The 25,581-nt window shown below is 40.8% G+C and carries 16 protein-coding genes; 1 reads left to right on the top strand and 15 read right to left on the bottom strand.

Annotated elements, in window-relative coordinates:
• Positions 1-132: 132 nt before the first annotated feature.
• Positions 133-363 carry a response regulator transcription factor gene (locus ACZZZC_RS06935; RefSeq protein ID WP_056851915.1) on the top strand — a complete coding sequence of 77 codons (231 nt, stop codon included), beginning with the start codon at positions 133-135 and terminating at the stop codon, positions 361-363.
• Between the two features lie 140 nt (positions 364-503).
• Here ACZZZC_RS06935 and ACZZZC_RS06930 read toward each other — a convergent pair whose 3' ends face one another.
• From ACZZZC_RS06930 to ACZZZC_RS06860, 15 genes are all read right to left on the bottom strand, one after another.
• Positions 504-2,216: a RagB/SusD family nutrient uptake outer membrane protein gene (locus ACZZZC_RS06930; RefSeq protein ID WP_463486840.1), complete on the bottom strand. Its 1,713-nt coding sequence runs from the start codon at positions 2,214-2,216 to the stop codon at positions 504-506.
• Positions 2,217-2,226: 10 nt separating this feature from the next.
• Positions 2,227-5,379 carry a SusC/RagA family TonB-linked outer membrane protein gene (locus ACZZZC_RS06925; RefSeq protein WP_463486839.1) on the bottom strand — a complete coding sequence of 1,051 codons (3,153 nt, stop codon included), beginning with the start codon at positions 5,377-5,379 and terminating at the stop codon, positions 2,227-2,229.
• Positions 5,380-5,434: 55 nt separating this feature from the next.
• On the bottom strand, positions 5,435-6,538 hold the full coding sequence (locus ACZZZC_RS06920) for a phosphotransferase enzyme family protein (RefSeq protein ID WP_463486838.1): 1,104 nt from the start codon (positions 6,536-6,538) through the stop codon (positions 5,435-5,437).
• A 50-nt stretch (positions 6,539-6,588) separates the two neighbouring features.
• Positions 6,589-7,941, bottom strand: a complete 1,353-nt coding sequence (locus ACZZZC_RS06915; RefSeq protein WP_463486837.1) for a Gfo/Idh/MocA family protein — start codon at positions 7,939-7,941, stop codon at positions 6,589-6,591.
• A 239-nt stretch (positions 7,942-8,180) separates the two neighbouring features.
• A complete protein-coding gene (locus ACZZZC_RS06910) occupies positions 8,181-9,500 on the bottom strand; it encodes a hypothetical protein (protein ID WP_463485413.1) in 1,320 nt (439 codons plus the stop codon).
• 485 nt (positions 9,501-9,985) lie between these two features.
• Positions 9,986-10,288 carry a GNAT family N-acetyltransferase gene (locus tag ACZZZC_RS06905; RefSeq protein WP_463485412.1) on the bottom strand — a complete coding sequence of 101 codons (303 nt, stop codon included), beginning with the start codon at positions 10,286-10,288 and terminating at the stop codon, positions 9,986-9,988.
• An 84-nt stretch (positions 10,289-10,372) separates the two neighbouring features.
• Complete coding sequence (gene uxuA, locus ACZZZC_RS06900; RefSeq protein ID WP_463486836.1) at positions 10,373-11,542, bottom strand: mannonate dehydratase; 1,170 nt, start codon at positions 11,540-11,542, stop codon at positions 10,373-10,375.
• 9 nt (positions 11,543-11,551) lie between these two features.
• Positions 11,552-12,376, bottom strand: coding sequence for an SDR family oxidoreductase (locus ACZZZC_RS06895; protein ID WP_463486835.1), 825 nt, complete (start codon positions 12,374-12,376; stop codon positions 11,552-11,554).
• An 84-nt stretch (positions 12,377-12,460) separates the two neighbouring features.
• Positions 12,461-13,627: a glycoside hydrolase family 88 protein gene (locus ACZZZC_RS06890; protein ID WP_463486834.1), complete on the bottom strand. Its 1,167-nt coding sequence runs from the start codon at positions 13,625-13,627 to the stop codon at positions 12,461-12,463.
• 1 nt (position 13,628) lies between these two features.
• Positions 13,629-14,825 carry an alginate lyase family protein gene (locus ACZZZC_RS06885; RefSeq protein WP_463486833.1) on the bottom strand — a complete coding sequence of 399 codons (1,197 nt, stop codon included), beginning with the start codon at positions 14,823-14,825 and terminating at the stop codon, positions 13,629-13,631.
• Entirely contained in the window at positions 14,826-17,288 is a 2,463-nt protein-coding gene (locus tag ACZZZC_RS06880) for a glycoside hydrolase family 2 TIM barrel-domain containing protein (protein ID WP_463486832.1), read from the bottom strand.
• 7 nt (positions 17,289-17,295) lie between these two features.
• Positions 17,296-19,935 (bottom strand): glycoside hydrolase family 2 TIM barrel-domain containing protein, encoded by a 2,640-nt coding sequence (locus ACZZZC_RS06875; RefSeq protein WP_463485407.1) that lies wholly within the window; start codon positions 19,933-19,935, stop codon positions 17,296-17,298.
• 126 nt (positions 19,936-20,061) lie between these two features.
• On the bottom strand, positions 20,062-20,589 hold the full coding sequence (locus ACZZZC_RS06870) for a hypothetical protein (protein WP_463485406.1): 528 nt from the start codon (positions 20,587-20,589) through the stop codon (positions 20,062-20,064).
• A 10-nt stretch (positions 20,590-20,599) separates the two neighbouring features.
• Complete coding sequence (locus tag ACZZZC_RS06865; protein WP_463486831.1) at positions 20,600-22,255, bottom strand: RagB/SusD family nutrient uptake outer membrane protein; 1,656 nt, start codon at positions 22,253-22,255, stop codon at positions 20,600-20,602.
• Between the two features lie 10 nt (positions 22,256-22,265).
• Positions 22,266-25,424, bottom strand: coding sequence for a SusC/RagA family TonB-linked outer membrane protein (locus ACZZZC_RS06860; RefSeq protein WP_463486830.1), 3,159 nt, complete (start codon positions 25,422-25,424; stop codon positions 22,266-22,268).
• Positions 25,425-25,581: the final 157 nt, after the last annotated feature.

Here is a 25,581-nt window from a genome sequence, read left to right as displayed (position 1 = left end):
AGCTCACCATGTGAGATGCAGTAACTATCGTTCAAGCCCGCTGAAAGCTCTTGTTAGATACAGAATCCAAGAATAGCCCTTTTGTACCATTCCAATTGATAAAGTTCTTAACTAATTTTATTGATAATCTCTATGGAAAAGAATCACGTTTATGCACCAAGTTTTATGGGCCTGACACAGGTAGATCATAAAACACTAGAACTTATCGCTCTCGGTTATTCCTACAAAGAAATTGCAGATAAGCTCTCCCTGTCGGAAAAAGCGGTTGAAAAAATTAAACTGGAAATGCTGTCGAAAACCAAATCCCGAAACAGTGCTTCGCTAATTTCATTTGCCTATAAATACGGCCTGCTGAAAGTGTAATTAATAATTGCACAAATTTTTCTCATCAATATGTATTTAAACCTCAAAAGCCCGATAAAATATCAGGCTTTTGGGGTTTAATAAATAAATTCAGCTAAACATGCTTCGGCTGCTACCGAAGCATGTTTTTATCATCCGCGTTATTGCGTAGGATTTTGTGTCAACTTACCAGGATAAGAGTTGATTGCACTTTGAGGGATATAATAAACAACTCTAAAATCGCTCGCCTGTACATCTACCGTCTGATTTTGAGGCCCTGGATATCTGCGTACCAAGGGTTTACCATTACGAAATACATCAAAGCTTCTTTCGGCTTGATATGCCAATTCAAGTTGTCTTTCTTTATCGATCAGATCGCCTGCGTTGGCCGATGTTAATGCACTATAGCCACCATTAACAATCGAACGCGTTCTGATCAGATTTAAATCTACAAGGGCATCACTATAACGCTGCAATTTAGCGTAAGCTTCCGCCCGGTTCAAATATATTTCTCCAAGCCGGCTAATCACCGGCGAATGGAGGTGTGAATTTTCTCCCTCTCGAGAATCCTTTACGATGTAGAATTGTGGATATACCCGGTTTAAGCTGATAAAGAAATCGATTACTCCGGTATAAGTTTTACCATTTTTATAATTGATACTGTAAATTTCCTGGGCAGCATCTACTGGTGTTAAAGTATATACATCCGTCCCTTCGGTGCAGGTAATGGTGCTTCCGTTTCGGGTGATGTTTGCCTGAACATAATTTAAGGTATTGGCCGCATCATCTTTGATAAATCTAAAAACTTCTGTATAAGCCCCTGAGGTATTGGTAGCATAAGTGGGCTCAATAAAAGCTGCTCTGGCATCTACAATTTTATATTTAGTTGGTCGCCAGTCGTTTCTACCGGTTTCATTTAACAAATCGATATATTTTGCACTGGCATACATTTCGCCCCAACCTTGACCCCCAATATTGGCATACATCCCGCCAATGCCATAGTAATGGTCTGATCCAGAAAACTCAGAAGCTACCCTTTTAATTGCGAAGATGGTTTCTCTATTGTTTTCTGGCAAAAAGGTATTGTACTTCATAAAATCTGCTCTAGGCAAAAGGCTATATCGGCTGGTCGCGTTAATCACTTTTGTGGCATAATCTACCGACAATTGTGCATAAGTTTGATTGGGACTTTGATAGGTTCCACTCATGTACAAATAAACCCTGGAAAGCAAAGCCTGAGCAGCCTCTTTGGAAGCAAAAATAGATCCTTTATTGATATTGATCAGTTCTTCTGCCTTTTTCAAATCTGCAATAACCTGCTCGTAAGTAGCTTTAACCGTCGATCTGTCGGGCAAAGTTAAGTTAATCACATCCGGAGGCGTTCCATTTACAATTGGCACCCCGAGGTTGGTTTCTGGATTTTGGTAATATGGTCGGCCATAAGCCCGCACAAGGTAAAAATATACCATGCCCCGAATAAAATAACATTCGCCTAGCTTACTATCTAAAGTTGTGCTTTTGCCTTGAGGGATGATATTAATAATATTTGAAGCTTGGGCGATAGCTTTGTATCCACTATCCCAAAAAGTGGATAACCTTGCGTTATTGGGCGTTCTGGCAAAGGAGATAAATTCATAAAAAGGATCAGTAGAAGAACCCCTTATCATGATGTTGTCTCCAGCATATTCACCTAAACGATGCATCGGATCAGACCAGGCCTTTAACTGGGCATAGGTTCCATTGAGTAGTGCATCTATCGACTCTTCCGGATTATTATTTATCTTTTCTGACTGCAAGGAACCAAAAGGTTCTCTATCGATTTTGCAGGATGAGATGGCAATCACTGCCAACAATATGATTATGATCTTTTTCATTTTATAATGATTAGAATGAAACATTAATACCAAACATGAATTTCCTGGTCATTGGGTACACCGAAGGCCCCGCGGTAAACAAAACGCTTCCGTCAGATTCACTAACAGGTATCTCCGGATCTACACCTGAATATTTTGTGATGACGAACAGGTTTTCTCCGGAAATAAAAGCTCTTAGATTTTTGATCTTGTACTTCTTCAAATCAAAATTATAACCCAAAGCCAACGAGCGCATTCTGAAAAAATCATTGCTTTCGATATACCTTGACGACACTAAATTTCCTTTATCCTGATTGTTGTAACGGGCAACCGGATGTGTGGCGATGTCTCCCGGTTTTTGCCATCTCGACCAACCTTCCATCAAAACCATTTGGTTTCTATCGGTATAAGTACCATCAGCATCATATTCCTGACGGGAATAGTTATAAACCTTACCGCCCAATGAGTAACCAAAAACTGCATTTAAATCAAAGTTTTTATATTTCAGATAAGTAGTAATCCCTCCGAATAAATCAGGAGAAGCCTTATCCAACTTTTCATCAGTAGCTTTTGAATAATCTGAAGTGGTTGTTCTGGAAAGCTCATTTCCTTGAGCATCTCTTGTTACTGTATACCAGGTTGGCTTACCATCAGCTGGATTTACGCCCGCCCATTCTTTCATATAATAAGTATCAACTGGCAGGCCAATCTGAATTACCCGGTTTGCTGAACCTGCAATACCTGCACCATCACCCACTATTAACGGTTTTGCGGTATAGCTTCCATCTGCGTTGCGGGTTTTATAAATATCAGTCAATTTGTTTTTATTGTGACCAAGATTTACATCCAAGCTCCAGGTAAAATCTTTAGTTCTGAAAATATCTCCTCCCAGGGCAACTTCAATACCTTTATTGCTCATTTTACCAATATTCTGTGTGATACTGGTAATTCCTGTCAAGCCAGAGATGGGTACATTATATAGAATGTTGTCTGTTTTCTTGATGTAGTAATCTACCGTTAGTCTAGCTCTATTGTTAAAAGCATTCACATCCAATCCCAGGCCACTAGTATACGTTTCTTCCCAGGTTAAATTTTGATTACCTATTTGACTAATTAACAACCCGGGAATACCATTATAACCAGCTGCTGGATTTACGGCATACAAATCAAACTGCGGATACAAACTGGCCGGACGATTACCCACTGAGCCGTAGGCAGCACGAATTTTCAGCATGTCGATGTATTTCGCTTTGAACCATTCCTCTCTGCTGATGTTCCATCCACCACTTACAGAGAAGAAATTGCCGTATTTCTTTCCAAAATTTGAAGCACCATCTCTACGAAGTGATACCTGTGCCAAATACCTGCCATCATAATCATAATTGGAATTAAACAACATAGACTGTACCGCCCACTGACTAATTCCTCCTCTGGTTCGCTCTGGTTTTGCGGTTACATCCAGCACTTCAAATCCAGGAACAATACCTGTACCATAAGCATCCAAAGTTTTACTACTGAAATCGTTAAACTCATAGCCTGCCAATGCATTTAGGTTATGCTTTCCCCAGTTATTGGTGTAACGCAAAATCTGGTTGGTATACCTTCTTGTGTATTCCGAACGGTAATCGGTTACCCTTCCGTTTACACTTAAACCACCATTAGATCGTGGATCGGTATAACCTGCGGCAGCATAACTGTTGTAGCGGTAATTATTAACTGATGCAAAAGTAAGGTTCTTGGTAATTTTGATATCGAAATCTAAATTCCCCATGAATTCATAATTTACATTCGAACCTTTATTCCATTGCAAATCGTATAAATAGTTTGTGCTGGCAGTGTTTACCCATAGCGGTGAGCGGTGAGGCACTAAATTTCCATTAGCATCGAAAGCACTATCCCAAGGTAAATTCGAGTAAATAGAGGTTACCGAATATTGCCGATCAGAAACGCTACGTCTTGATCCTACCAGAGATGGCTTTACCGTTAGCCATGAAAAAGGCATATAGGTGGTATTTAATCTGAAATTATACCGTTCATAATCGTAACCCCTGATTGCGCCAGATTCATCATAATAACCTACAGACAAAAACGACTGCAGCTTTTCTGTTCCGCCCTGAAGCGAAACATTATGATTTTGGTTGAAGCCGGTCTTTGTAGCTAAATCCCACCAATCAAAATTACTGTCACGCAAATCGGGTTTCCATCGCGGAAAGCTGATGGTATTCGCATTTGCGAAAGAGGCAAAATAATCATACAGTTCCGCACCATCCATCATTTTCAGGTTCCCGTTGGTTAACTGGTTTACCCCTGTTCGAGAACTCACATCAACTGTCATCTGACCAGATTTAGCCCTTTTTGTAGTCACAACAATAACGCCGTTAGCGCCCTGAGAACCATAAATGGCTGTTGACGCAGCATCTTTTAGAACCGTGATCGATTCGATATCTTCCGGGTTAAGCTCTCCTGGGCTTGAGCCAACAATAACTCCATCGAGTACCCATAATGGATTGGTTGTTCCATTCAAGGTGGCCTGACCGCGAATAATTACCGCAGCTGTTGCTCCCGGCTTACCAGAACCTGGTGCAACAAATAAACCAGGCGTTTTCCCCGCCAACAGGTTTTGTACATTCGGAGAAGTCACATTTTTTAGTTTGTCGGCACTGATGGTACTTAATGCGCCCGTTAAACTTTGGCGTTTCTGTACGCTATACCCTACCACTACAAGCTCGCTAAGTGTTTCTGCAGATTCAGAAAGCGTAACTACACCAACAGTGGTTCCGCTGATGATCACTTCTTTGCTGGCAAAACCAATTGAGCTGATTACCAGCGTTTCCCCAGCTTTTGCTTCGATACTGAAAACCCCTGAATTATTTGATGAGGTTACACGGTTTGTTCCTTTTACTGTGATACTTGCACCTGGGATGACGCCTCCTTTCGCATCTTTTACCGTTCCGGTGATGGCTTCAAATGCTGAAGTTTCAATGAAATTGGTTAAGGTATGTTCTAAATCATTTGGTTCCCTATGCAGTGCAAAATGATGCGATATGTTCGCTGGATTTAATTTTGCAGATAGTGGCGTTTCTGCATGAACGGTAATGGACGTACCCAATTCAAAGAGGGTCAGTATCACCACTATGGCAAAAAATCGCGTTTTGTCTGGTTTCTGGTTAGTTGTTAGTTTCATTTAGTTAAGGTTTTGTTGGAATGGTTTAATCAATTTTTAGGATTACATTTCATTTTTAGGTTTGATTTTCTTCATCATGATTTCCGTTAATGTTTTGCTGACTAAGGTTTTTATCTTGAATAATCTCTTCGAACCGAGGGATGCTATCGATGTATCGATTCAATAACTGGATCTGGTTTTGTGCCCTGTTCAGGTTATGATTTGGATAATCGGCACCATAATAAATATCCCCGTTTAAGAAGTCGGTTAAGAAGCGTAGTGCCTGCATGAAAATCATAAACTGACCTGAATAGATGAATAACTGCTGCTCTGAAGGCGTTAATACCGTGCCCATTTCGCTCATGTATCCACTATAAATCGCTTCGAAAATGTCAACGCGAACAGCGATCTGCTTAAAATCGGTTTCCTCTTCGGTTACTGGTGAAAGATAGGTCCGCATCATATCTCCTACATCGCTAATAAAATAGCCTGGCATTAGCGTATCCAAATCGATAATGCACATCCCAAGTCCGGTGTCTTCGTGTAGCAATACATTGCTTATTTTGGTATCATGATGGAATGTTCTGATTTTGAGAATATCAGCTTTTAGGATATTATTATATAGATTAGCAATATCCATGTGCCTATTAATTTCTGCAATTGCACCTGCTGCCAATGATAATCTTGTCTCATCGGCAAGTTCTACAGCTTTTTGATACTGACTCACCCGTAGATTTAAATTATGGAAGTCTGGAAGAGAGACACTCAAACTCGAGGCATCAAAATCGTTCAGCAGGCAGGTAAATTTCCCAAACTGCTTCGCTGCCTCATAGGCTTGTTTAGGATGCTCCACCTTCTCAATAGTAATTGACTTCTGAATGAAAGGGAAACACCTGAAAGCAAATCCATCAATATGCAGCACAGATTGGCCTGAAGTAGTTTTAACTGGCCCCACGAATAAATATTCTGGTGCCTTTTCTTCCAGATAATGCTGCAAACGAACGATATTATCGATGATTTTTTCGGGTGCAGCAAAAATATCAGTATTGATTTGCTGAAGAATAAAATCTCGATCAGCGGTACTAACCTTCCAGGTGTTATTAATTAAACCTCCGCCGAACAGACGGTACTTTGTTTCAGATCCGTCCAGACCAAACGCCTTGAGAACTTCTAGTATCATATTATGTATTACTGATTTTTTATTATTGACTGAAAGACCGGCTTAAGCGACTAAAAACCACTATCATCTAATGCGAAAACATTTTTACGATCTTTCCATTTTCCTTTTGTGAAATCAGGAAATTTTTGAGGCATATTACCTTCTTTTAAAGATTTGGTAGAAAGTGGGGTAATTACGCTCATGGTTACAGAGTCGTAAACATCAATTGGCGTTTGCCTTTTTTGTTTTACCGCCTGAATAAATCCGTTGAACACAAACCAATCCATTCCTCCGTGGCCAGCTCCAACGGCTTCTTTCTCATATTTTTTCCAAAGTGGATGATCATATTTTTCAAACCATTCTTTCACTGGTTCCCATTTGTGATCGCCTTTGGAGTTTTTTTCTATATAGATGGACTTGTTCACATCCATCCAAATTCCATCTGTACCCTGTACCCTAAAACCGATCGAATATGGGCGAGGCAGGTGCACATCATGGCTAAGCATTACGGTTTCGCCATTGGCGCAGTTGATGAGCGTGGTGGTAACATCTCCGTTTTTGTAATTGATTTTAGCGTTTTGATGTCCTGGAGACATATCTTCAACATAGGCAGCTAAACCTCTGGCTTTTGAACTGAATGACACCAGGTTGGTGAAGCGATTGCCGCGGTTGATATCTGCATACTGGATTATTGGACCAGCGCCATGGGTTGGATAGAGATCTCCATCCTGATCGATATTAAATTGGGTACGCCATTGGGCTTCACTTCTGGCATTAGGTCCAAACTCCACTCCACCGCCATAATAGTCTTTTCCATTATTGAAAAGCACATTTCTAAGGTTATGTTGATAACCCCCTTCTAGGTGAACCAGTTCTCCAAAAATTCCCTGCCTAACCATGTTCAAAGCAGCCATTACATCACGCCTGTAACACACGTTTTCCAAGGTCATGTATGGCATCCCTGTTTTTTCTGATGTATTTACAATGTCCCAATGGTCTTGCACTGTTAGGCCTGCTATTACCTCGCAACCTACATATTTACCAGTCTTCATCGCATCAACAGCCTGGTCTTTATGAAACTGCCAAGGGGTAGCAATAATGACTGCATCGATATCTTTTATCTCTAGAAGTTTTTTATAAGCATCAACACCGCCAGTAAATTCTTTGGCTGCGGGTCTGCCTGCTTTGGCAATTGCAGATCTACATATTTTCAGTGAGCTTTCCTGTGTATCGCAGATTGCTACAATCTCTACATCGTCGCGTAAAAGTCCTTCAGAAATGTGACTCATTCCCCTGGCCCCTACACCAATGTAACCAAGCTTTACCTTGTTGTTATCTGATTTTGCAAAAAGTGTTCCGCCTGGTAAAATCGTAAGCCCAGCGGCAGTTAAAGTGCTGTTTTTAATAAAATCTCGACGCTCCATTTTTTCTTGTTATGTGTTATTTTAAATACTTGCTCTGTGAAGTATTTATAAAACTAGAAGCTATTGAAGCGAAAAGCTAGAAAGTGAACATACAAAGCTTAGGACAAAAGAATGTACAGATAAGCCGTTTAAAAACAAATAGTTACCTCAGCATATTTAATAAAATGTACACCGAACAATCAGCTTAAAATGGAAAAAATTGATTAAATGGAACTAATTTGTCTGTAGCAGGAGATGAATTAATAAGAAACACCGGTTTTGAGATCGAACAATTGTGGAGACTTTGCGATTCCCACCCCGTTAAATAGAATTTTAATGCCGAGTATTTTACCAATTGACTGATTATAAGCACTGTTGAGCATCAGCTTATTGTTGATAAATAACGAGACTTTCTTATTTTTTACTAAAAGCCTTACATTTCCACCTTTGGCAAAATCGTAAGTCATTTTATTCAGATTTTTAGAACTCCCCATGGCTTTAACTTCAGAAAAGTGATACTCAGAAAAAGCCGCACAACTGGGTTTGACCATTAACACCCTGTGCCGGCCTTCACTTCCAAGAATGAGAATGCTCGTCTGCATACAGGCTATGCCTGGTCTGCTTTCTTCAGTTCGTAAATAGGTACTAAAGGAGAAGTTATCGCCATCCACTTCACTGGTATGAATATTACTAAAACCTATTAAAAATGGTTTAGAAAGGTTGAGGCCTGCAGAATCTAATTGGCTAGTGGAAACATAGAGACTATCTTTCGGCAACGGCCTGAGCTTGGCAATTGGAAAAGCACTCAACGAGTCATTTCCCGAATTTGCCACCCAACCCTTAGTTTGCATAGAAACGGTGATGGTATCAATCGCTTTATTATGGTGCAAAAGGCGCACATGAACGACTCCGGGATTTTTGAAAAACTGCACCACCTCTTGGTTTACTTTTATCGGCGTGATGGGTCCCTCATCCATAAAATCTATGGCAAACTGGTTATCCTCGCTTAATGTTCCCTTATGCGATAATTTAAACACAGCCGTATGCGGTACTTCTCCATTCGGATTTTCACAAAACAGCTTCACCTCTCCAGGTTTAATTTCCTCACTTTTGGTATAATATAGGAGAGCAATAGTTAAACATACCGTTAGCAGGACAGCTAGGCTAAGATAAAACCGAAATCTTTGTGTAGTAAATTTGTTATGCGATGTGGCTTCAACAGCCTTGGTATCTACGTTAAGCGTTGCCTTAGCTGCTGGCGTTTCCAACGGGGAGAAACGATTAATCAGCTCAAACTCCTGCCAATCTCTGTAGCCAATAAATTGTGCAAGGGCATCACGAGTGGCTTTTTGAGGATAGTACCGTGTTGGTGTTTTTAACCTTCCGAAGATTCTTTTGAGTGTATTTTCGCTTAAGTAAACTTTGGTTTGCCGGCCTAACTGACTATTTAAATTATTGTAATCTGCAGATCGCCAATCTGCGATTGGTTTTGAACCCATTTTCTCTTCGATCTTCTTACAGCATAAATCTAAGACTTCGAAGAAACGCTTGTCGTCAACCTGTTTAGGGATAGGTGTCATCTTTTAAGTTTTATTTGAAGCTGTTTCAAATACCTTAATAGGGTCTGAATATTTGAAACCAGCACCCAACGACTTACCTGCTCAATGACGCCAGTAAACCTGTTTACAAAAAGCCAAAGCTAGGGATTACCGCAAATTTCAAATAAATACGCTTCACTCCAATCAACAATGCTGATCGAGAAAAAGCGGATGATTTAGGTTTTTGAAATAACTTGTTGTAAGATGGTAAAAAGATCTGAAGAAAATCAACGCAAACGTTTGTCTGTTTTTCAAAAACACCTTTAACGGTATGGAATTGATTGATGCGGGTTCGCATTAGAATATGTGCAAGACGTTTTGATAAACCTGGGGACGACCACCATAAATTATGAAAAATAAGATATCCTCATGATGAGGATATCCCTACGCTGCCGCCCCTGCCGTGAATTTAATCCTGGCTTTTTGCCCAGTTAGGGCTTCTTTCGGTTTTTATTATTCGATTAATTTTACTCTTCTTTAATTTTATTCCAGATATCCTTGTACAAATCTTCATGTCGTTTAAACTGAGCATGCACATAAGGGCACATTGGGATAATCATCAATCCGTTTTCCCTAACATAGGCTACCATTGCATCGAGCAACATTTTGGCATAGCCCATTCCTTCTTTTTCTGGCTCAACCTCTGTGTGATAAACGGTCAGGTCTTTTCCGGTAATATCGAAGATCATCTCCCCAACCTTCCCATCCTCATCATAGATATCGAATGAACTTGGTTCGCCTTGCTGGATATTTAATTTTACTTCTGCCATTTTTTTAAATTAATTTTAAAGATAATTTATGTAAATCTTCGTTTAAATACTCCTATTAATGCGTTCCAAATTCATTAACTGCTACTAATAGTTTCCGGTTACTCCTAATTCCAAACCTCTCAGTTCTGCCAGGCCGCGTAAACGCCCAATGGCCGAATAACCTGGGTTGGTGTGCTTTGCAAGATCATCCAGCATCTGGTGCCCGTGATCCGGACGGAAAGGAATCGGCTGTTCTCTTTTCGCATTTTCTTCCGTTAGTGCTTTCATTATCTCGAACATGTTTACATCGCCGCCCAAATGGTCGGCCTCGTAGAAACTGCCGTCATCATCTTTTTTAACATTGCGCAGATGCGCAAAATAAACCCGCTCTTTAACTGCGTTAAAAATCGCCAAGGTGTCGTTTTTCATTCCCGCACCCAAAGATCCGGTACAAAAACAAACGCCGTTAAAAGCCTGGTTTACCTCGTTGATGATATATTCAAAATCTTCCAGCGTACTCGCTATCCGTGGCAGACCTAAAATTGGATAAGGCGGGTCATCAGGATGGATCGTCATCTTTATCCCTTCTTCGGTACAAACTCCGGCAATGGCGTTAAGGAAAAATTTCAGGTTTTCTTTCAGTCCCTGCGTACCGATTGCTGCATATTCGTTTATGCTGGCTCTCAGGGTTTCCAGTTCAATTTCTTTTTCGTTGGGAATGCCCATCAGGACATTGATGCGCAGATCCTGCAGTTCCGCCTCGTTAAGCGTGGCGAATTTTTCGTTTGCTCTTTTGAGGATGGATGAATTGTAATCAGCCTCTGCATTTTCTCTCTTCAGAATATGCAGATCAAAGATGGCTAGATCGATCCAGTCGAAATAAAGTGCCTTTGATCCATCGGCCATTTCCAGATCGAGCTGGGTACGTGTCCAGTCCAGAACAGGCATAAAATTATAGCATACCGTTTTGATGCCGCACTGCGACAGGTTGCGCAGTGAAATCCGGTAATTTTCCAGGTAGTGTTCCGCATCATGTCTGCGGGTTTTGATCGCCTCGTGAACCGGTACGCTTTCCACTACCGCCCAGGTTAAACCTGCAGCTTCAATAATCGCTTTGCGTTCCCTGATATCTTCCAAAGGCCAAACCTCGCCATGTGGAATGTGGTGCAAAGCAGTTACAATTCCGGTGGCACCGGCCTGTTTAACATCCTGCAAACTCACTGGGTCGTTAGGGCCATACCAGCGCCAGGTTTGTTCCAGTTTTTTATATTTCATCTCCATAATTTAAACTCCCGAAAAAGCACCAAAACCACCATCAACGGTGATGTTTTCCCCATTTACAAATCTTGAGGCATCACTTAAAAGATAAATCAATGCCCCGATCAGTTCCTCGGGCGCACCAAACCTTTTGAAAGGTGTTTTTGAAAGAATCGCATTACCTCTGGCCGTTAATGAACCATCTTCATTGGTTAAAAGGGCTCTGTTCTGGTTGGTAATAAAAAAGCCCGGAACAATGGCGTTCATCCTTACTTTGTCGCCATATCGGTTGGCCAGCTCTACGGCCATCCATTTGGTATAACTGTCTATCGATGATTTTGCCAGTGAATAACCCAAAACCCTGGTTACCGCCTGTGTTGCCGAAACGGATGAAATATTCACGATGCTTCCGCCGTTCTTGGCAATTTCTCTACCAAAGATCTGTGTGGGTACCAGTGTTCCAAAAAGATTCAGATCGAAGGCCTGTTTCAAAGCTGAGATGTTCAAATTAAAGACATCGCTGCCAGGCTGGACTACGGCTTCCGCAATATTACCGCCTGCACCATTCACCAGCGCATCTATACGACCAAAGGTGCTGATAATCTCTGCATTCGCATCGATCAGGTTTTGCTCATTAAGTACATCGGCAAGGATGTAGATTGCTTTGCCACCAGCATTTGTAACCGTTTCGGCCCTTAAACGGGCAACTTCCTCATTTCTGCCGATAATAGCAATGGTTGCCCCGGCGGAGGCAATTCCGTTTATAAATGCTTCGCCCAAAACCCCGGTTGCCCCGGTTACCACCACAACTTTATTTTTGAGCGAAAACAGGTGCTCGATATTTTCTGCCATTCTTTATTCGTTTATTTTCACTGGCCTCATTCCGACCAGATCAATTGGATATTTATGTATGTAATTAGTTGAAATACGACAACTCTATTTACTTCTAAGAAGTGCCTCTAAATAATAATAGTCAGCATAATTAATCGGCACATCGATTTCTGATTTAGCTGGTCGATGCCCGGTGCTATGCTCCAAAATAAAACCATAGTTGTCGCCGATTTTACTGGTATATTTTGTACTCAGCGAATATAGAATTTTATCTGCTGCAGCTTTATATTTTTTTGCATTTCCACTGTATTTCGCCAATTCGTACAGTGCAGAAGCTGTTATAGCTGCCGCAGAAGCATCTCTGGAAACATTTGGAATATTCGGATCATTATAATCCCAATAAGGAATACCATCAGCTGGGGTAACTTTGCTATTGAGGATAAAACCAGCGATTCCATCCGCCTGAGCCAGATAAGCCTTATTTTTGGTTTCTCTAAAGCAAAGCGTGTATCCATATAGCGCCCAGGCTTGTCCACGAGCCCAGGCAGACTCATTGGCGTAACCTTGTGCAGTCAGCTTTTGAAGAATATTTCCACTTTTAAGTGTATCATAATCAATTACGTGATAAGAACTAAAATCGGGGCGGAAATGATTTTTAATGGTATGATCCGCATGAGATACAGCGATTTTGTAAAATGAGGAATCACCAGTTATTTTCGTGGCTTCAAAAAGGAGTTCCAGATTCATCATGTTGTCGATAATTACTGGATATTTCCACTTGTCGCCATTGTGATCCCATGATTTTAGCACTCCGGCAGTTTTGTTAAAACGGGTGGAAAGCGATTTTGCAGCCTGAATGATTACCGCTTTATAGGCAGTATCGCCAGTTAAGCGGTACCCATTTCCAAAGGGACCATAAATCATAAATCCTAAATCATGTGTTCCCCGGTTATATTGTTCTTTTTTGATATCTTCCGTATATTTTCTAGCCAGATTTAACCACTTTTTATCTTTCGTATACTGATAGAAATACCATAATTCAGCAGGAAAAAATCCACTTGTCCAATCTCTGGAAACCACCATTTTGAATTGCCCTTTCTCCACTGTTCGTGGTGAAACCAGGTTTGGTTTTATCAGGCGGGCCGAATCAACATTTTTAATTAATATATCGGTTTGTTTTGCAGCAGAGGCGAAAGCCTGCTTCACATTAACTTTCTGAGCTTTTGCCAAATTGAATGACAAAGCACATAATAACATCATCTTAATTTTCATACTATAACCAAATTAAAGGATTGCGGATAGGCAGGTTTCGGATTACCTCTTCTACCTGCGGTTTGTGATCTAATTTCTTCCATGCTGAATACCACGATGATTGATTGTACCGAACCGCACCAACCAATAAAAACGGCTGTGCAACCGGCCAATTTTCCCAGTACATTACATCGGGTTTTAAAGGCCATTTGCTCTTATCAACAATAAACGGATAAAGATATTCAATACCTTTTTTAATTGATTTTCCATCAGCAGTTTCAAAGTTAAAAAGATTGTCTTTCGGCGTTGATAAAATCTGACAAATCATTGTCATGGCATCCAGATTAAAAATGGAATAGCCATAGGCTTTAGTTCTGGCAATTTCTAATGGAAAACTTCCGTCATTCCCCATTTGATTGGGCAGCAGGATAGTTTTGTATCTCACCCGCAAAGAGTCGAGCATATTTTCATCGCCACATAACTTTGCAAATGATGCCACTTGCATGGCCCAACATGTAGCATGGTTATTTTTGACAGTTTTTTCCTGGATTCCGGGAACAGAGGTATTGAGCCAAAGAGTATAATCTGCAAACCATTTCTTAACACCCGACAAAGTTGCTTTATCGAAAGCTTTCGCTTTTTGCATCACCAAAGCACCCTGGGCCACTTCCATCAGGTGGATAGTATCGATAATACCATAATTGCGGCCGGTGAACCTACCTTTCACTGCCTGAGCAAAAAGTAGGTTCGGATTCATTAACGTATTGCTATCAATAAACCAGGCTTGAAAATGTTTGAGGGCCTGTTTAACATACTTTTCATCACCCGTAATTTTATAAGCTGATGCCAAAGCGCCAATAATTTTGCTGAATCTGATCATCATTTTGCGATGCTCCACAAAGTTATCCGGATTGGTTAAGCCATCCTTACTGATGTATGGCCCGTCTGGATTTTTGGGATCAGGCCACCAATAATCCGCCTCTGAAAAGAAATCATGCTTCCCACCAGCACTTCGGGGAGAAGATGAAGCTGTAATGGTTATCGGAGCCTGAGTCAATGCCCATGCAGACTCTGCCAAAATTTGTTTTTTTAATAATAGTTCCGCTTGTTTTGCCAGATCGGAAGGCCCCTTTTCCGAATGCTGATCAGCCCCAGAAAATGCCGTTCCAACAACAGAAGAAACGGCGATTAGTAATATAAAAAAGATTTTCTTCATCATTTATAATTCTTGGAAAACTGTAGGAATACCATCTGAAACGACAGAGGCAATACTTTTCCCTTTATTTAATTTGACTTTTATCGTTGCTCTACCGTTATAGGCCTGCACTTTTCTAGCGCCTGAAGATGTGCCCAGGTTATCAAGTAATTTACCATCGCCGGTGAGGCCGAAATTAATCCAGTTCATGGCATCCAGACATTGTACCCCATTACTATCAAACAGCTTCACTTCTAAAGTAGCCACATCATCTTGCTGACTAATTTTTGTGAGGGTCATCTTTGCAGGTTTACTCCATTTTTCTGTCTGATAATTGAATTTAATCTCATCCGTTACCGTAACGTTACCCTTTTTCGCGATTACTTTTACCGTATTTTCTCCTTTGATAAAAGGGAGGTTCCACCGCAGACCGGCCGCAGGGAAATCCTGACTATTGCGTTTTTTGATTCCAAAACTTTTGCCATTGAGGAAAATTTCGGCTTCGTTACAGTTTGAATATACTTTCACCATTTTTTCTTCGCCCTCATCGCCCCAACGTACAGGCCAGCTATGGCCATAAATATGCGCCATCGGTTTCTGGATCCAGTAAGACTGAAAAACATAGTAAGACTCTTTTTTGGTAAAATCTCTTTCCACTACCCCTTTTTGGTTCATGTAGGGTACAGGGTTTTCAGGACGGACAGGTGTAGAAAAATCTTTGAACGGCCAATACGCAGTACCGCTAAGCCATGGCATATTTTCCTGTTCTTTTAAATGCCAATCAATCAGGTTAGTGATGTACGATTCACTCCAATCTCCATCCTTGGAAATTCTGGCGCCACCACCATACAAAGAGGCATCGCCAGCCCTTTCATCAGCTTTGCCGCCGGTTTTGATTTTGCTCAGCGCTTTATCCGGGTTTTCCGAATGGCGCCCTGCATGACTATCGCCGCCCCATTCTACATGTAAAAAGCGTTTTACTTTGGCAAATTCATCTTCAGATGCCTTCTTATAATCCGTGTAAACGCCACGATACCAACCCGCCCAGATAGAAGGCGAATACACATCTACAATGTCAGCACAGAAGTCGCACCTTCTGATTGCGGTATATCTGGAAGCGTCCATTTCATGAGAAATGTTATTAAGTTCCTTCATAAATGTTCTGATCTTTTCCTTGTCGAATTCCGGAAAATCGCCTGGCCAGTCATTTTCATTTCCCAAGCCCCAGATTATTATAGAAGGATGATTGGAGTGTTGTTCGATCATGTTTTTCAACATCGTTCGGGCTTGATTTTTGTAAACATCACCACCCAAACCGCCTCTGCACCACGGGATCTCTTCCCAAACTAAAATGCCAAGACTATCGCAAAGATTAAGCACAATTTTAGATTGCTGGTAGTGGCCCAAACGGATAAAGTTAACGCCCATATCCTTCATCATTTGCATTTCAGTGCGAATCATATCCTCCGTCATCGCCGCAGCTACACCAGCATGATCTTCGTGGCGATGGGTTCCACGTAATAACAAGCGCTTTCCGTTTAATTGAAAAGGCCCCTTTTCCACAAAATTAATATGCCTGAAACCCACCTTTTCTTCACCCTTATAAGTTCCGGCAGAAGAAGTGATTTCGTAGCTAAGGGTGTATTGAAGTGGATCATCAACAGTCCAGAGTTGAGGTTTGTTAAACTGGAAAGTCCACAGATCGAGGTCGCTACCCAAGTTATTCAACTTCTTATCCTGTTTTGCGATAACTTTACCCAGTGGATTTATTAATTTTAGTTGAACGGTTGCATCCGATAAGCCTGTTGGATTGTAAAATCTGCCTTTTACATTCAGCTTTGCTACTTTTCCCTGTGCATCAGTTTCTGCCTTGACAAACATTTTATCAACGGAAAGTGCAGGCGTGTAAACCAGATTTAGGTAGCGGTAAATGCCGCCATAAATATTAAAATCAGATAGATCGGACGGAATCATCTCCAGATCTCTGGAATTATCAGTGCGAATAGAAACCGGAATTTTCCCTTTAAACTGCTTTTGATAGGCCTCACTTTTTTTGAAAGCCGCAACCGCATCGGTAATATCAGCGGTCCACTCATCATAGCCACCTACATGTGAAGCCACTTTTGTAGTGTGTACGTACACATCAGTCTTTTGTCCAGCGCCTTCAAAATGCAGAATGGTTCTGCCATTTTTGTATGGATTTTCTACTAAAAGCTGCGTACGATACCATGCCGGGCCCTGATAGTAATTCACATCCGGGTCAACCGCATCGGTTGCATTAACGCAATGTGGTAAGTTCACTTTTTGCCAAAGTGGAACAGATTCAGGATTCCCTACCCCTACGGGGCGAACGGCTTCCCAGATTCCACCCAAATCTTGTTTCAGAAATTCCCAGTTTTGGTTTAGGCGAACTGACTTTTGCGCCCAAGTAATGTTACTAGATAAAAGTAAAGCAACGACAACTGAATATTTTAAGTACTTATACATTTTATAATTAATAAATTTTTCTGAGTTGAATAGCATTTAAAACCGCTTTACCCGTGATGGCATTGAAACTAATGGTAATACCCTTATTTCCTTGAACTGAAATTCGTGTTTTCTTTTTAACTGCAGTAGCATAACCATAATCGGTTGCTAAATTTACATGCGGCATAAACATATCGCCATTAATCAGCACGTTAAAAGTTCTATATTCTTCAATTTCTTTTTTGTGGTTATTATCCAGGTTGTAAGCTAAAGCTTCTTTTGTTGCTCCTCCTAATAATTCTGCAAAGTGGATTGTGAGTTCATACTCCCCATCTGGCACATCGAACTTAAATTCTTTGATACCAACCTGTTGGGTTTGATAAACCGGATCATCGTTAGTATCCAGAACATTTTTGTCGCTGCCATAACTTATTCTGTTATTGGTTCCTTTAAAAGCTTCTCCACCGATATATCCCCATGATCCTTTTCTATAAGGCTGATCTGGCATCCAAACCTGGTGTTCCTGATCATCAAGATAAATTCTTTTCGAACCTAACAGCACATTCATCTGCTGGAAAGAAATTTTATCCGTAAAAGAATAAGGTTGCAATTGAAAGTTGATTTCCGCCTGATCGCTCAGATTACCTGAAACTACCCGTGCCTGATTCAGGCCGTTAACAAATGGAACTTTCCAATCTATAATATGATCTACAGCTTCTTTGATCCCAAGGCTTACTCCATTCAAAAATAATTCAGCTGATTTTAAATTGGTAGCGACTTGTACATTCTGCGTACTCACTGCTTTACCAGAATCAGCAAGGGCAGTACGGTCTTTCCAATGAGCCGATGTTATTGTTAAATATGGCTTTTTTGAAAGATAAGCCTGATAAAGAAAGTAGGTGTCTTTCGGTTTTCTTCCAATGGTTAACAAACCCTTGTTATTGATATGCGGCATGGTTTCTTCACGGGTTTCCGAATTGAAATCAGCCAGATTCCAGGCCATTCCACCGGCCACGAAGGGTCTGCTTAACATGGCATTGAGATAAACCTGATTGAATTTTATGGCATACTCCACACTTTTGTCGAACCTGACAGGATCTGTCGATCTGATTCTTGGATCTGCATCAGCGCCATATTCAGTTACCATGAAAGGCGTGTTTGGCAATTCTTTATGATGACGGTCGAGAAATTTAGCAAAATCTGCCGGCACACCCGAGTACCATCCTGAATATAAATTCCAGCCGACAATCATAGGTATTTTGGTAAGGCCAACTTTATTGTAAAGATCCCAGGCGCCGTGATTTACCAGTAGCGTATATCGTGATGGATCGAGCTTACGCGTTAAACTATCCAGCTTTTCGGCCAGTTCTCTGATGTGATCGAAATAGATTTGCTGTCGAGGCTTATCATCTGCAAACTTTGGCCGCAATAGAATTTCGTTCATATAAGCCCAGATGATTACGCTAGGGTGGTTAAAATTCTGACTGATCATTTCCCGCTGCATATCCAGACAGTTCTTGGTAAAGGCTGCTGATTCGGTAATGGTATTTACTACCGGAATTTCTACAGAGGCGAGAATTCCAAGCCGATCGCAGGCCTCCAAAATAACTGGGTCTTGTGGATAATGGGCCACCCGCAAAAAATTTCCGCCCATTTCTTTTAGTAACTCCACATCCCTGATTTGAAGTGCATCGGGAACAGCATTTCCCAGGTTTTCGTAATCCTGATGACGACTTGCCCCAATCAACTTAAGCGGTTTACCATTCAAAAAGAATCCTTCGTTGGCATCAAACTTGAACCACCGAAAGCCAATCGGGTTCGAAACCTGATCAATCGGTTTTTTTGTTTTTGCATCTAAAATCTGGGAAACCAAACGGTAGCGATATGGCTTTTCTGGAGACCACAAAAGAGGGCCTTTAATAGATTTCAGGTTTTGAACAATAGATTTATTCTCGCCTTTTTTTAAATTGACCTCTACTACTTCTTTGGTAATAAGTCTACCCTCATTATCGTAAAGTTGTTGTAAAACCCTTATCTTTTTATCTGTTGCAGCATCATTTTTAACATAAGTATTTACTTTGACGGTTGCAGAGTTGGTAGTTACCTGCGGCGTATTAATGAAAACGCCGGAACTACCGCTCTCGCTTTGCGAAAAATGTATTGCATCGGTCATCAGCAGATTAACATTCCTGTAAACCCCTCCAAAAAAGGTAAAATCAGCAGTGAGGGGCGGAATATCTTCGTTGAAGCGGTTGGTAACCCGTACTTCCAACAAATCGTTTTTAAAATTTAAGAAACCTGTAATGGCTACAACAAATCTGTTGTAGCTACCGATATGCTTACCTGCCGATTTTCCATTGACTAATACTTCTGCTTCCTGGCCAACACCATTGAAGATTAAAAAAATCTGTTTCCCTTTCGCCGATTCGTCAAATTTTAAATTTCTAGTGTAAATTCCCAATCCCCTGTAATAACCGGGCTCATCATCCAGTACATCTTGCACATTCCAGGTATGGGGAATGTTTATATTTTGATTTGGCCCTTCATCTTTACGAAATTGCCATTGATCATTCAGGCTTATTAGTTTTCTTCCACCCATTTGAGCAGAGGAAAAGGAAGCAAAAAAGAGCAATGAGGCAAGTAAATAAAGAAATTTTAATTTTAGCATAAACAGGATCGGATTGATTTCAATAGAAAGGGAATGGTTTTAAATTGTCTGCGCTAAATTTAATTTACCTCCCTGCCGAAACCGGCATGGGAGGTATTATTATAAGCTTCTAAATTGTTTAAAGTACTAACGGATTTCAATAAATCGCTTGAATGCCTGAGTGAAAGTACCAACCGTATATTGTTGTGTGGTGTTGGTAACCAGATTAATTTCAATTCTTCGTGTACCAGGTGCCTGATTATTCAGCACCTTAAAATAAAGCGTGTCAATCTTAGTTTCGGCCTTTGGAAATACCAAAGAATAAACTCCGTTAGGCGAAGTAATTTTGTTTCCGCTTCTATCAACTACTTCAAAATCTTGCCCTACAACAGCAGGGTTGGTAATTCCGGTGGTAACAAGTGCATATTGTGCGGCAGGATCATAATCACGCAGGTAGGAAGAATGGAACTTCACCGGAAATTTGATCAGAGCAGTTTGGTTTCTAAGTACAGATGCTGTAGCGGTGTTGTTCCATGGGATAGAGAAAAAGCCTGCATAATAATAATTCTCTAATTCTGGTACGCCAACAGGATCTGTTTCTAATTTATCACAACTTGAAAACAATGCAGTGCTAAACAAGATTGCTGTCAAAAACTTGATGTGTAATAATTTCATAATTATATTTTTAATTCCAGTTTGGATTTTGCTTAATGTTGTTTCCACTCAAACTAATTTCCTGTAAGGGAACGGGATATAAATAATCTCTGAGTGGGTTAAATGCCCTGTTGTTGGCGGCTTCTACTACTAAAACACCATCGGCATTTAAAACTAAGGTTGCCGGAAGCGTTCCTACCCATTCAACAGCATTGTATTTGGCACCGAGCAAAGCTTTTGGCAACACGGATTCTGCGGTTTTCCACCTGATTAAATCTCCATATCTAAAACCTTCTAATGATAATTCGACTGTTCTTTCTCTTCTGATCTCTTCACGCATACTCAGTCCGTTTGCTGCAACGAAAGCATTTGTTAAGCGTACATTTAAACCAGCCCTGGTTCTGATCAGGTTAATGGATAAATCCAGATCAGCATCAGAAATGGTTTCATTTAACTCATATTTAGCTTCTGCGTAGGTTAATAAAACTTCCGCGTAGCGGATAAGTGGTTTGTGTACTGTTGAATTATTATTGGTGGTCCAATCTTGAGCATTAAACCCTTTTTTGGCGGCAAATGCCGATCTTGAGCCTAAGGAAGTACCCGGAACCCATGGGCGCTGGTAAGCTTGTTCTCCACTTCTGAACACCAACGTTGTAATTCGGGGATCACGATTATCCAAAATCGTGTTGTATGATGTTTCTGCTGCTTCATTAACAAACAATGGAGATCTGGATGCCGATGGAGAATTATCGGTATTAAAAGCAGGCAAGCCATCTCGGTATAAAAACATGCGGATCAGGTTTCTTGTCGGTGCAATTCTACCGTTTTCCAAATCGCGGGAAGTGTTATGCACCAAACCGATAGCCGATGTACCTCCGTATAATTTTACAAAAACATTTTCAGTATTGGCTGCGCCTTCACCATCGTGGGTAAACATGCCCTGATAGCTGGCAAAAAGACGGTGACCCTGCCCCATTACCTGTGTAGAGGCATCAACTGCGATTTGAAGGTGCTTTTGATAATCGGCAATTCCGAAGAACTTCATACGCGTACCTTCATTTAAAGCAATACGTGCTTTTAAGGCCCAGGCAGCGCTTTTGGTCACCCGGCCATATTGTAATGCAGGTAATGCGGCCCGTGTTGGCAACCAGGTTGCTGCGAAATCCAAATCATCATACATCGCCTGTACAACCAGTAAACGTTCTGTACTTGGCATTGATAATTCTGGCGCATCAACGCCAAGTGTTTTCAAAATTAAGGGCACATTGCCATATTTTTGAACAAGGTTAAAATAAGCATAAGCTCTGAAAAACCTGGCTTCGGCAAAATAACGGTTTTTAATGGCATCACTAACCTGTGCTTTTGTGCCTTTCTCTAAAATATTGTTGGCCGTAAAAATATGCTGGTAAGGTACTCTCCAGTCATCACTAGTACCCGGTACGCCGCGGTTTCCATTGCTCACCTGGTTAAGGCCGCCTTGGTTAACATTGTCATCTGCCCGGTTATCTATGGTGTATCCGGCCAATTGCTGATACATCCGGTTTGCGGCATTCATTAAATCACTTTCGGTGTTCCAGAAGGTATTATCTGTTAATTCTGTTTCCGGTAACCGATCTAGCTTATTGCATGCATTAAATGTCGACACAATTAATATGGCTGCAAAAAATACTTTATATGTTGTTTTCATATCAATCATTTTATAAGGTAATATTTAATCCGAACGATACAGAACGGTAGAAAGGGTATGCTTGTGCACTTACATCATTTCCAACTTCCGGATCGAAAACACTTAGCACATCTGTTTTCTCAAACAAATCCTGCCCTGCTACATAAACCCTTAAGTTTTGGAAAATTTTATTTTGTGGTTTGAAGTTATACCCTAGTGTTAGATTTTTCAGGCGGATATAATTTCCATTCTGCACCCATTTATCTGATGGCCTGAAGTTATGGGCACTGGTTTGAAACATACGTGGAAAAAACGCATTGGGGTTTTCTGGCGACCATCGATCCAGGTGAATTGACCATGGCATGTTCGCAGTTCCTAAAATCGGAGATAATGTATTTTCATCGATCAAGAAAGCTCTTTTTGCAACGCCCTGAAAAAATACGGTGATGTCAAATCCTTTCCAGGATGCGCCTAAATCCAGGCCAAAAGTATATCTGGCGTTAGTGGTACCAAGGTTTACCAAATCTCCTGAATTGGTTGGCGTACCACCACCCGCATCAATCACTCCGTTGCCGTCTAAATCCAGATATTTCACATCACCTGCAGCAGGATTGGCAAAGAACGGATATCTCACCCTTGCTTTGTAAGCATCTGCTTCTGCTTGCGTTTGAAAGTATCCATCAGTTTTATAACCCCAAACGGTATTTAGCGGATAGCCCTGTAAAATTTCTACCACACCGGCATTCGCTACTGAGTTTCGGCCATCATATTTAGTTACTTCATTTTGATTATCAGCAACGTTAAATCCTATTCTATAATCACCATTTTTAAAGGTATCTCTCCATTTTAATTCAAGCTCCCAACCCCAGCTTTTAAGTTCGCCCACATTTAATTTTGGCACATTTACACCGATGGTGCTTGGCAGAAATAAATCGGCCAACATATCTTTATTATATTTTACATAATAATCTGCTGTTAAGGTTAGCTTGTTTTTGAAAAGGCCGGCATCAATCCCAATATTGCTCGACTGAACGGTTTCCCAGGTTTTATTAGCCGAAGCCAATTGGTTTTGATAGAGATACTGGGTTTTCAAACCGTTAAAGATTACTCTGTTCTGGTTGTCAATCCCGATGCCGCTGGTGATCAAAGGAAAATAGTCGTAGAAACCTAACACAGCACCGTTACCAACCTGTCCCCAGGAGCCTCTAAGTTTTAAATTGCTTACAAAAGGCACATTATCCTTGAAGAATTGCTCTTCGCTGATTCTCCATCCAGCTGAGAATGCCGGGAAGACCTGAAAACGATTTTCAGGCGCTAACCTCGAACTTCCATCGTAACGAACTACGGCTTCAAATAAGTATTTTTCATCGTAATTGTAATTGAAACGGCCGAAAACAGAACCAAAAGCCCAGGTTTCAACTTTGTCTTTATTGGTTTTAGTTGCAGCATCACCAAAATTTAAACTAAAGAAATCGTTCGTTACCATTCCAGTTGCACTGGCAGAGAATTCGTCTTTTTTATACTGTTCAAAAGAAGCACCACCTAAAATTTTAAAGCTGTGTTTGTTAAGCTGTAAATCGTACGAAATTTGGCCGGTTAAATTATCCTGATAACTTTTATTTTTGGTCAAATCGAGCTGATTTAACGCATTAAGCGTATTACGAACGGTGTTGGTACTTCTTCCATACCAGTTTAAAGTTCTTTTATTCGATTCATAATTATAGAAACCGTAATTACGTGAAGCGTTTAAATCTACAGTAAGGCCTTTAACGAAATTTTTGGCCGTGATATTTATCTTTCCAACGAAGTTATCGAAGTCACTTCTTTGAAAACCTGCATTTTTTTCAATATCAACAGGGTTTAATTGCAAATCACCATTGTAGATATTCCCTGTTACATCTTCTTTTGGTACATACAGCGATTGTCTGGTACGTACGCGGTAAAGCAAATCGATAATATTGCCCGTACTGTAAGAATTTTCGTTTACCTGAGATCCGGCATAACTCAAAATCGCTCCAACAGATAAATATTTGTTGATCTCCGAGTTTACAGAAAGGCGCATTGTTTTAACAGAGTTGTCATCAGGACCGAAACGCATTACACCGTCTCTTTTAAAATAACTGCCAGACAATAGGTAATTTAACTCTTGCTTTCCTCCTCCAATTGATAAATTATATTTCTGTGAGGCATTAACCTTATCCATACCTTCTTTAATCCAGTTGGTATTATCGTAGTAATCCCAGCGATCGGCGGTTTGGTTTTCGCGATAATTAAAGTTGGGATTTTTAAGCCACTCAATTTGCTCAGGAGTAAACTCTCTGGCGCCAGTTGCATTTAACCGTGCCTCATCAATTAAAGTTTGTTCATCCCAAGAGTTAAGCCTTTGCGGTTGTCTTGCGGTAATGTTTAAACTGTAGTTATTACTAAAGTTGATGCGTGTTTTGCCACTTGCACCCTTTTTTGTGGTCACCAGAATTACACCACCGGCCGCACGTGCGCCGTAAATTGAGGCGGCAGCAGCATCTTTTAACACCGAAATATTCTCGATATCATCAGGATTGATTAAGGCCAGATCCATTTCCACACCATCAACCAAGGTTAGTGCTGCTGTAGTATTTGCAGAAGAAAAGCCCCTGATTCTAATCCCCAATCCTTCAGCACCAGGTTTACCACTACCCCGGGTAATGGTAACTCCTGGCGATATCCCTTGTAATGCCGCAATTGCATTTGGCACCGGACGATCTTGAAGTTGTTTTCCATCAACCTGTGCTACTGCACCGGTTAAGTTTACTTTTTTCTGCGTTCCATAACCTATTACCACAACATCATTTAGGCCTTGCGAATCATCAGCAAGGCTCACATTAATTGTGGTTTTCCCTGCTACGGCGACTTCTTTGCTTGCGAAACCAATGTATGCGAATACCAGCACAGCACCTGGGGAAGTCGTTCTAATGGTATATCTCCCGCTTTCATCTGTAACCGCACCAATTTGAGATCCCTTTACTTTAACGCTTACACCAGGCATGGTGATGCCTTTTTCATCTCTAACTGTCCCTGTCACAGTGCTTTGAGCAAAAGCTGTACTATTAATAAGTAGCGTAAATGCAATAACAGCTATAATCTTTGCCTTTGGGAAAGGATTAATCATATTAGCTGCTAAAGCGCTCAAAAGAAAATAAAATCTCTTCATAATTTATATCGATATTAATCTGTTTAGTGAAACCTAATGCATACCAATGCCACTCTTACTATGGCAATAGCCTAATAAGTTTTTGTGGAATAAATTGATTGCATGAGCTTCAGGCTATTTAATTGTGCCTAAATAGTCTGCTTTTTAAAATGAATGG

The sequence above is a fragment of the Pedobacter sp. AC212 genome (genome assembly GCF_979258625.1).
The sequence above is the reverse complement of the archived record's forward strand: the minus strand, read 5'-3'. Positions and strand labels throughout refer to the sequence as shown.

Coding starts and splice junctions, on each gene's coding strand:
- ACZZZC_RS06915 (WP_463486837.1), bottom strand. CDS start 7,941: ATGGAGCGTCGAGATTTTATTAAAAACAGCACTTTAACTGCCGCTGGG.
- ACZZZC_RS06895 (WP_463486835.1), bottom strand. CDS start 12,376: ATGGCAGAAAATATCGAGCACCTGTTTTCGCTCAAAAATAAAGTTGTG.
- ACZZZC_RS06880 (WP_463486832.1), bottom strand. CDS start 17,288: ATGTATAAGTACTTAAAATATTCAGTTGTCGTTGCTTTACTTTTATCT.
- ACZZZC_RS06870 (WP_463485406.1), bottom strand. CDS start 20,589: ATGAAATTATTACACATCAAGTTTTTGACAGCAATCTTGTTTAGCACT.
- ACZZZC_RS06930 (WP_463486840.1), bottom strand. CDS start 2,216: ATGAAAAAGATCATAATCATATTGTTGGCAGTGATTGCCATCTCATCC.
- ACZZZC_RS06905 (WP_463485412.1), bottom strand. CDS start 10,288: ATGGCAGAAGTAAAATTAAATATCCAGCAAGGCGAACCAAGTTCATTC.
- ACZZZC_RS06920 (WP_463486838.1), bottom strand. CDS start 6,538: ATGATACTAGAAGTTCTCAAGGCGTTTGGTCTGGACGGATCTGAAACA.
- ACZZZC_RS06885 (WP_463486833.1), bottom strand. CDS start 14,825: ATGATGAAGAAAATCTTTTTTATATTACTAATCGCCGTTTCTTCTGTT.
- ACZZZC_RS06925 (WP_463486839.1), bottom strand. CDS start 5,379: ATGAAACTAACAACTAACCAGAAACCAGACAAAACGCGATTTTTTGCC.
- ACZZZC_RS06910 (WP_463485413.1), bottom strand. CDS start 9,500: ATGACACCTATCCCTAAACAGGTTGACGACAAGCGTTTCTTCGAAGTC.
- uxuA (WP_463486836.1), bottom strand. CDS start 11,542: ATGAAATATAAAAAACTGGAACAAACCTGGCGCTGGTATGGCCCTAAC.
- ACZZZC_RS06890 (WP_463486834.1), bottom strand. CDS start 13,627: ATGAAAATTAAGATGATGTTATTATGTGCTTTGTCATTCAATTTGGCA.
- ACZZZC_RS06860 (WP_463486830.1), bottom strand. CDS start 25,424: ATGAAGAGATTTTATTTTCTTTTGAGCGCTTTAGCAGCTAATATGATT.
- ACZZZC_RS06875 (WP_463485407.1), bottom strand. CDS start 19,935: ATGCTAAAATTAAAATTTCTTTATTTACTTGCCTCATTGCTCTTTTTT.
- ACZZZC_RS06935 (WP_056851915.1), top strand. CDS start 133: ATGGAAAAGAATCACGTTTATGCACCAAGTTTTATGGGCCTGACACAG.
- ACZZZC_RS06865 (WP_463486831.1), bottom strand. CDS start 22,255: ATGAAAACAACATATAAAGTATTTTTTGCAGCCATATTAATTGTGTCG.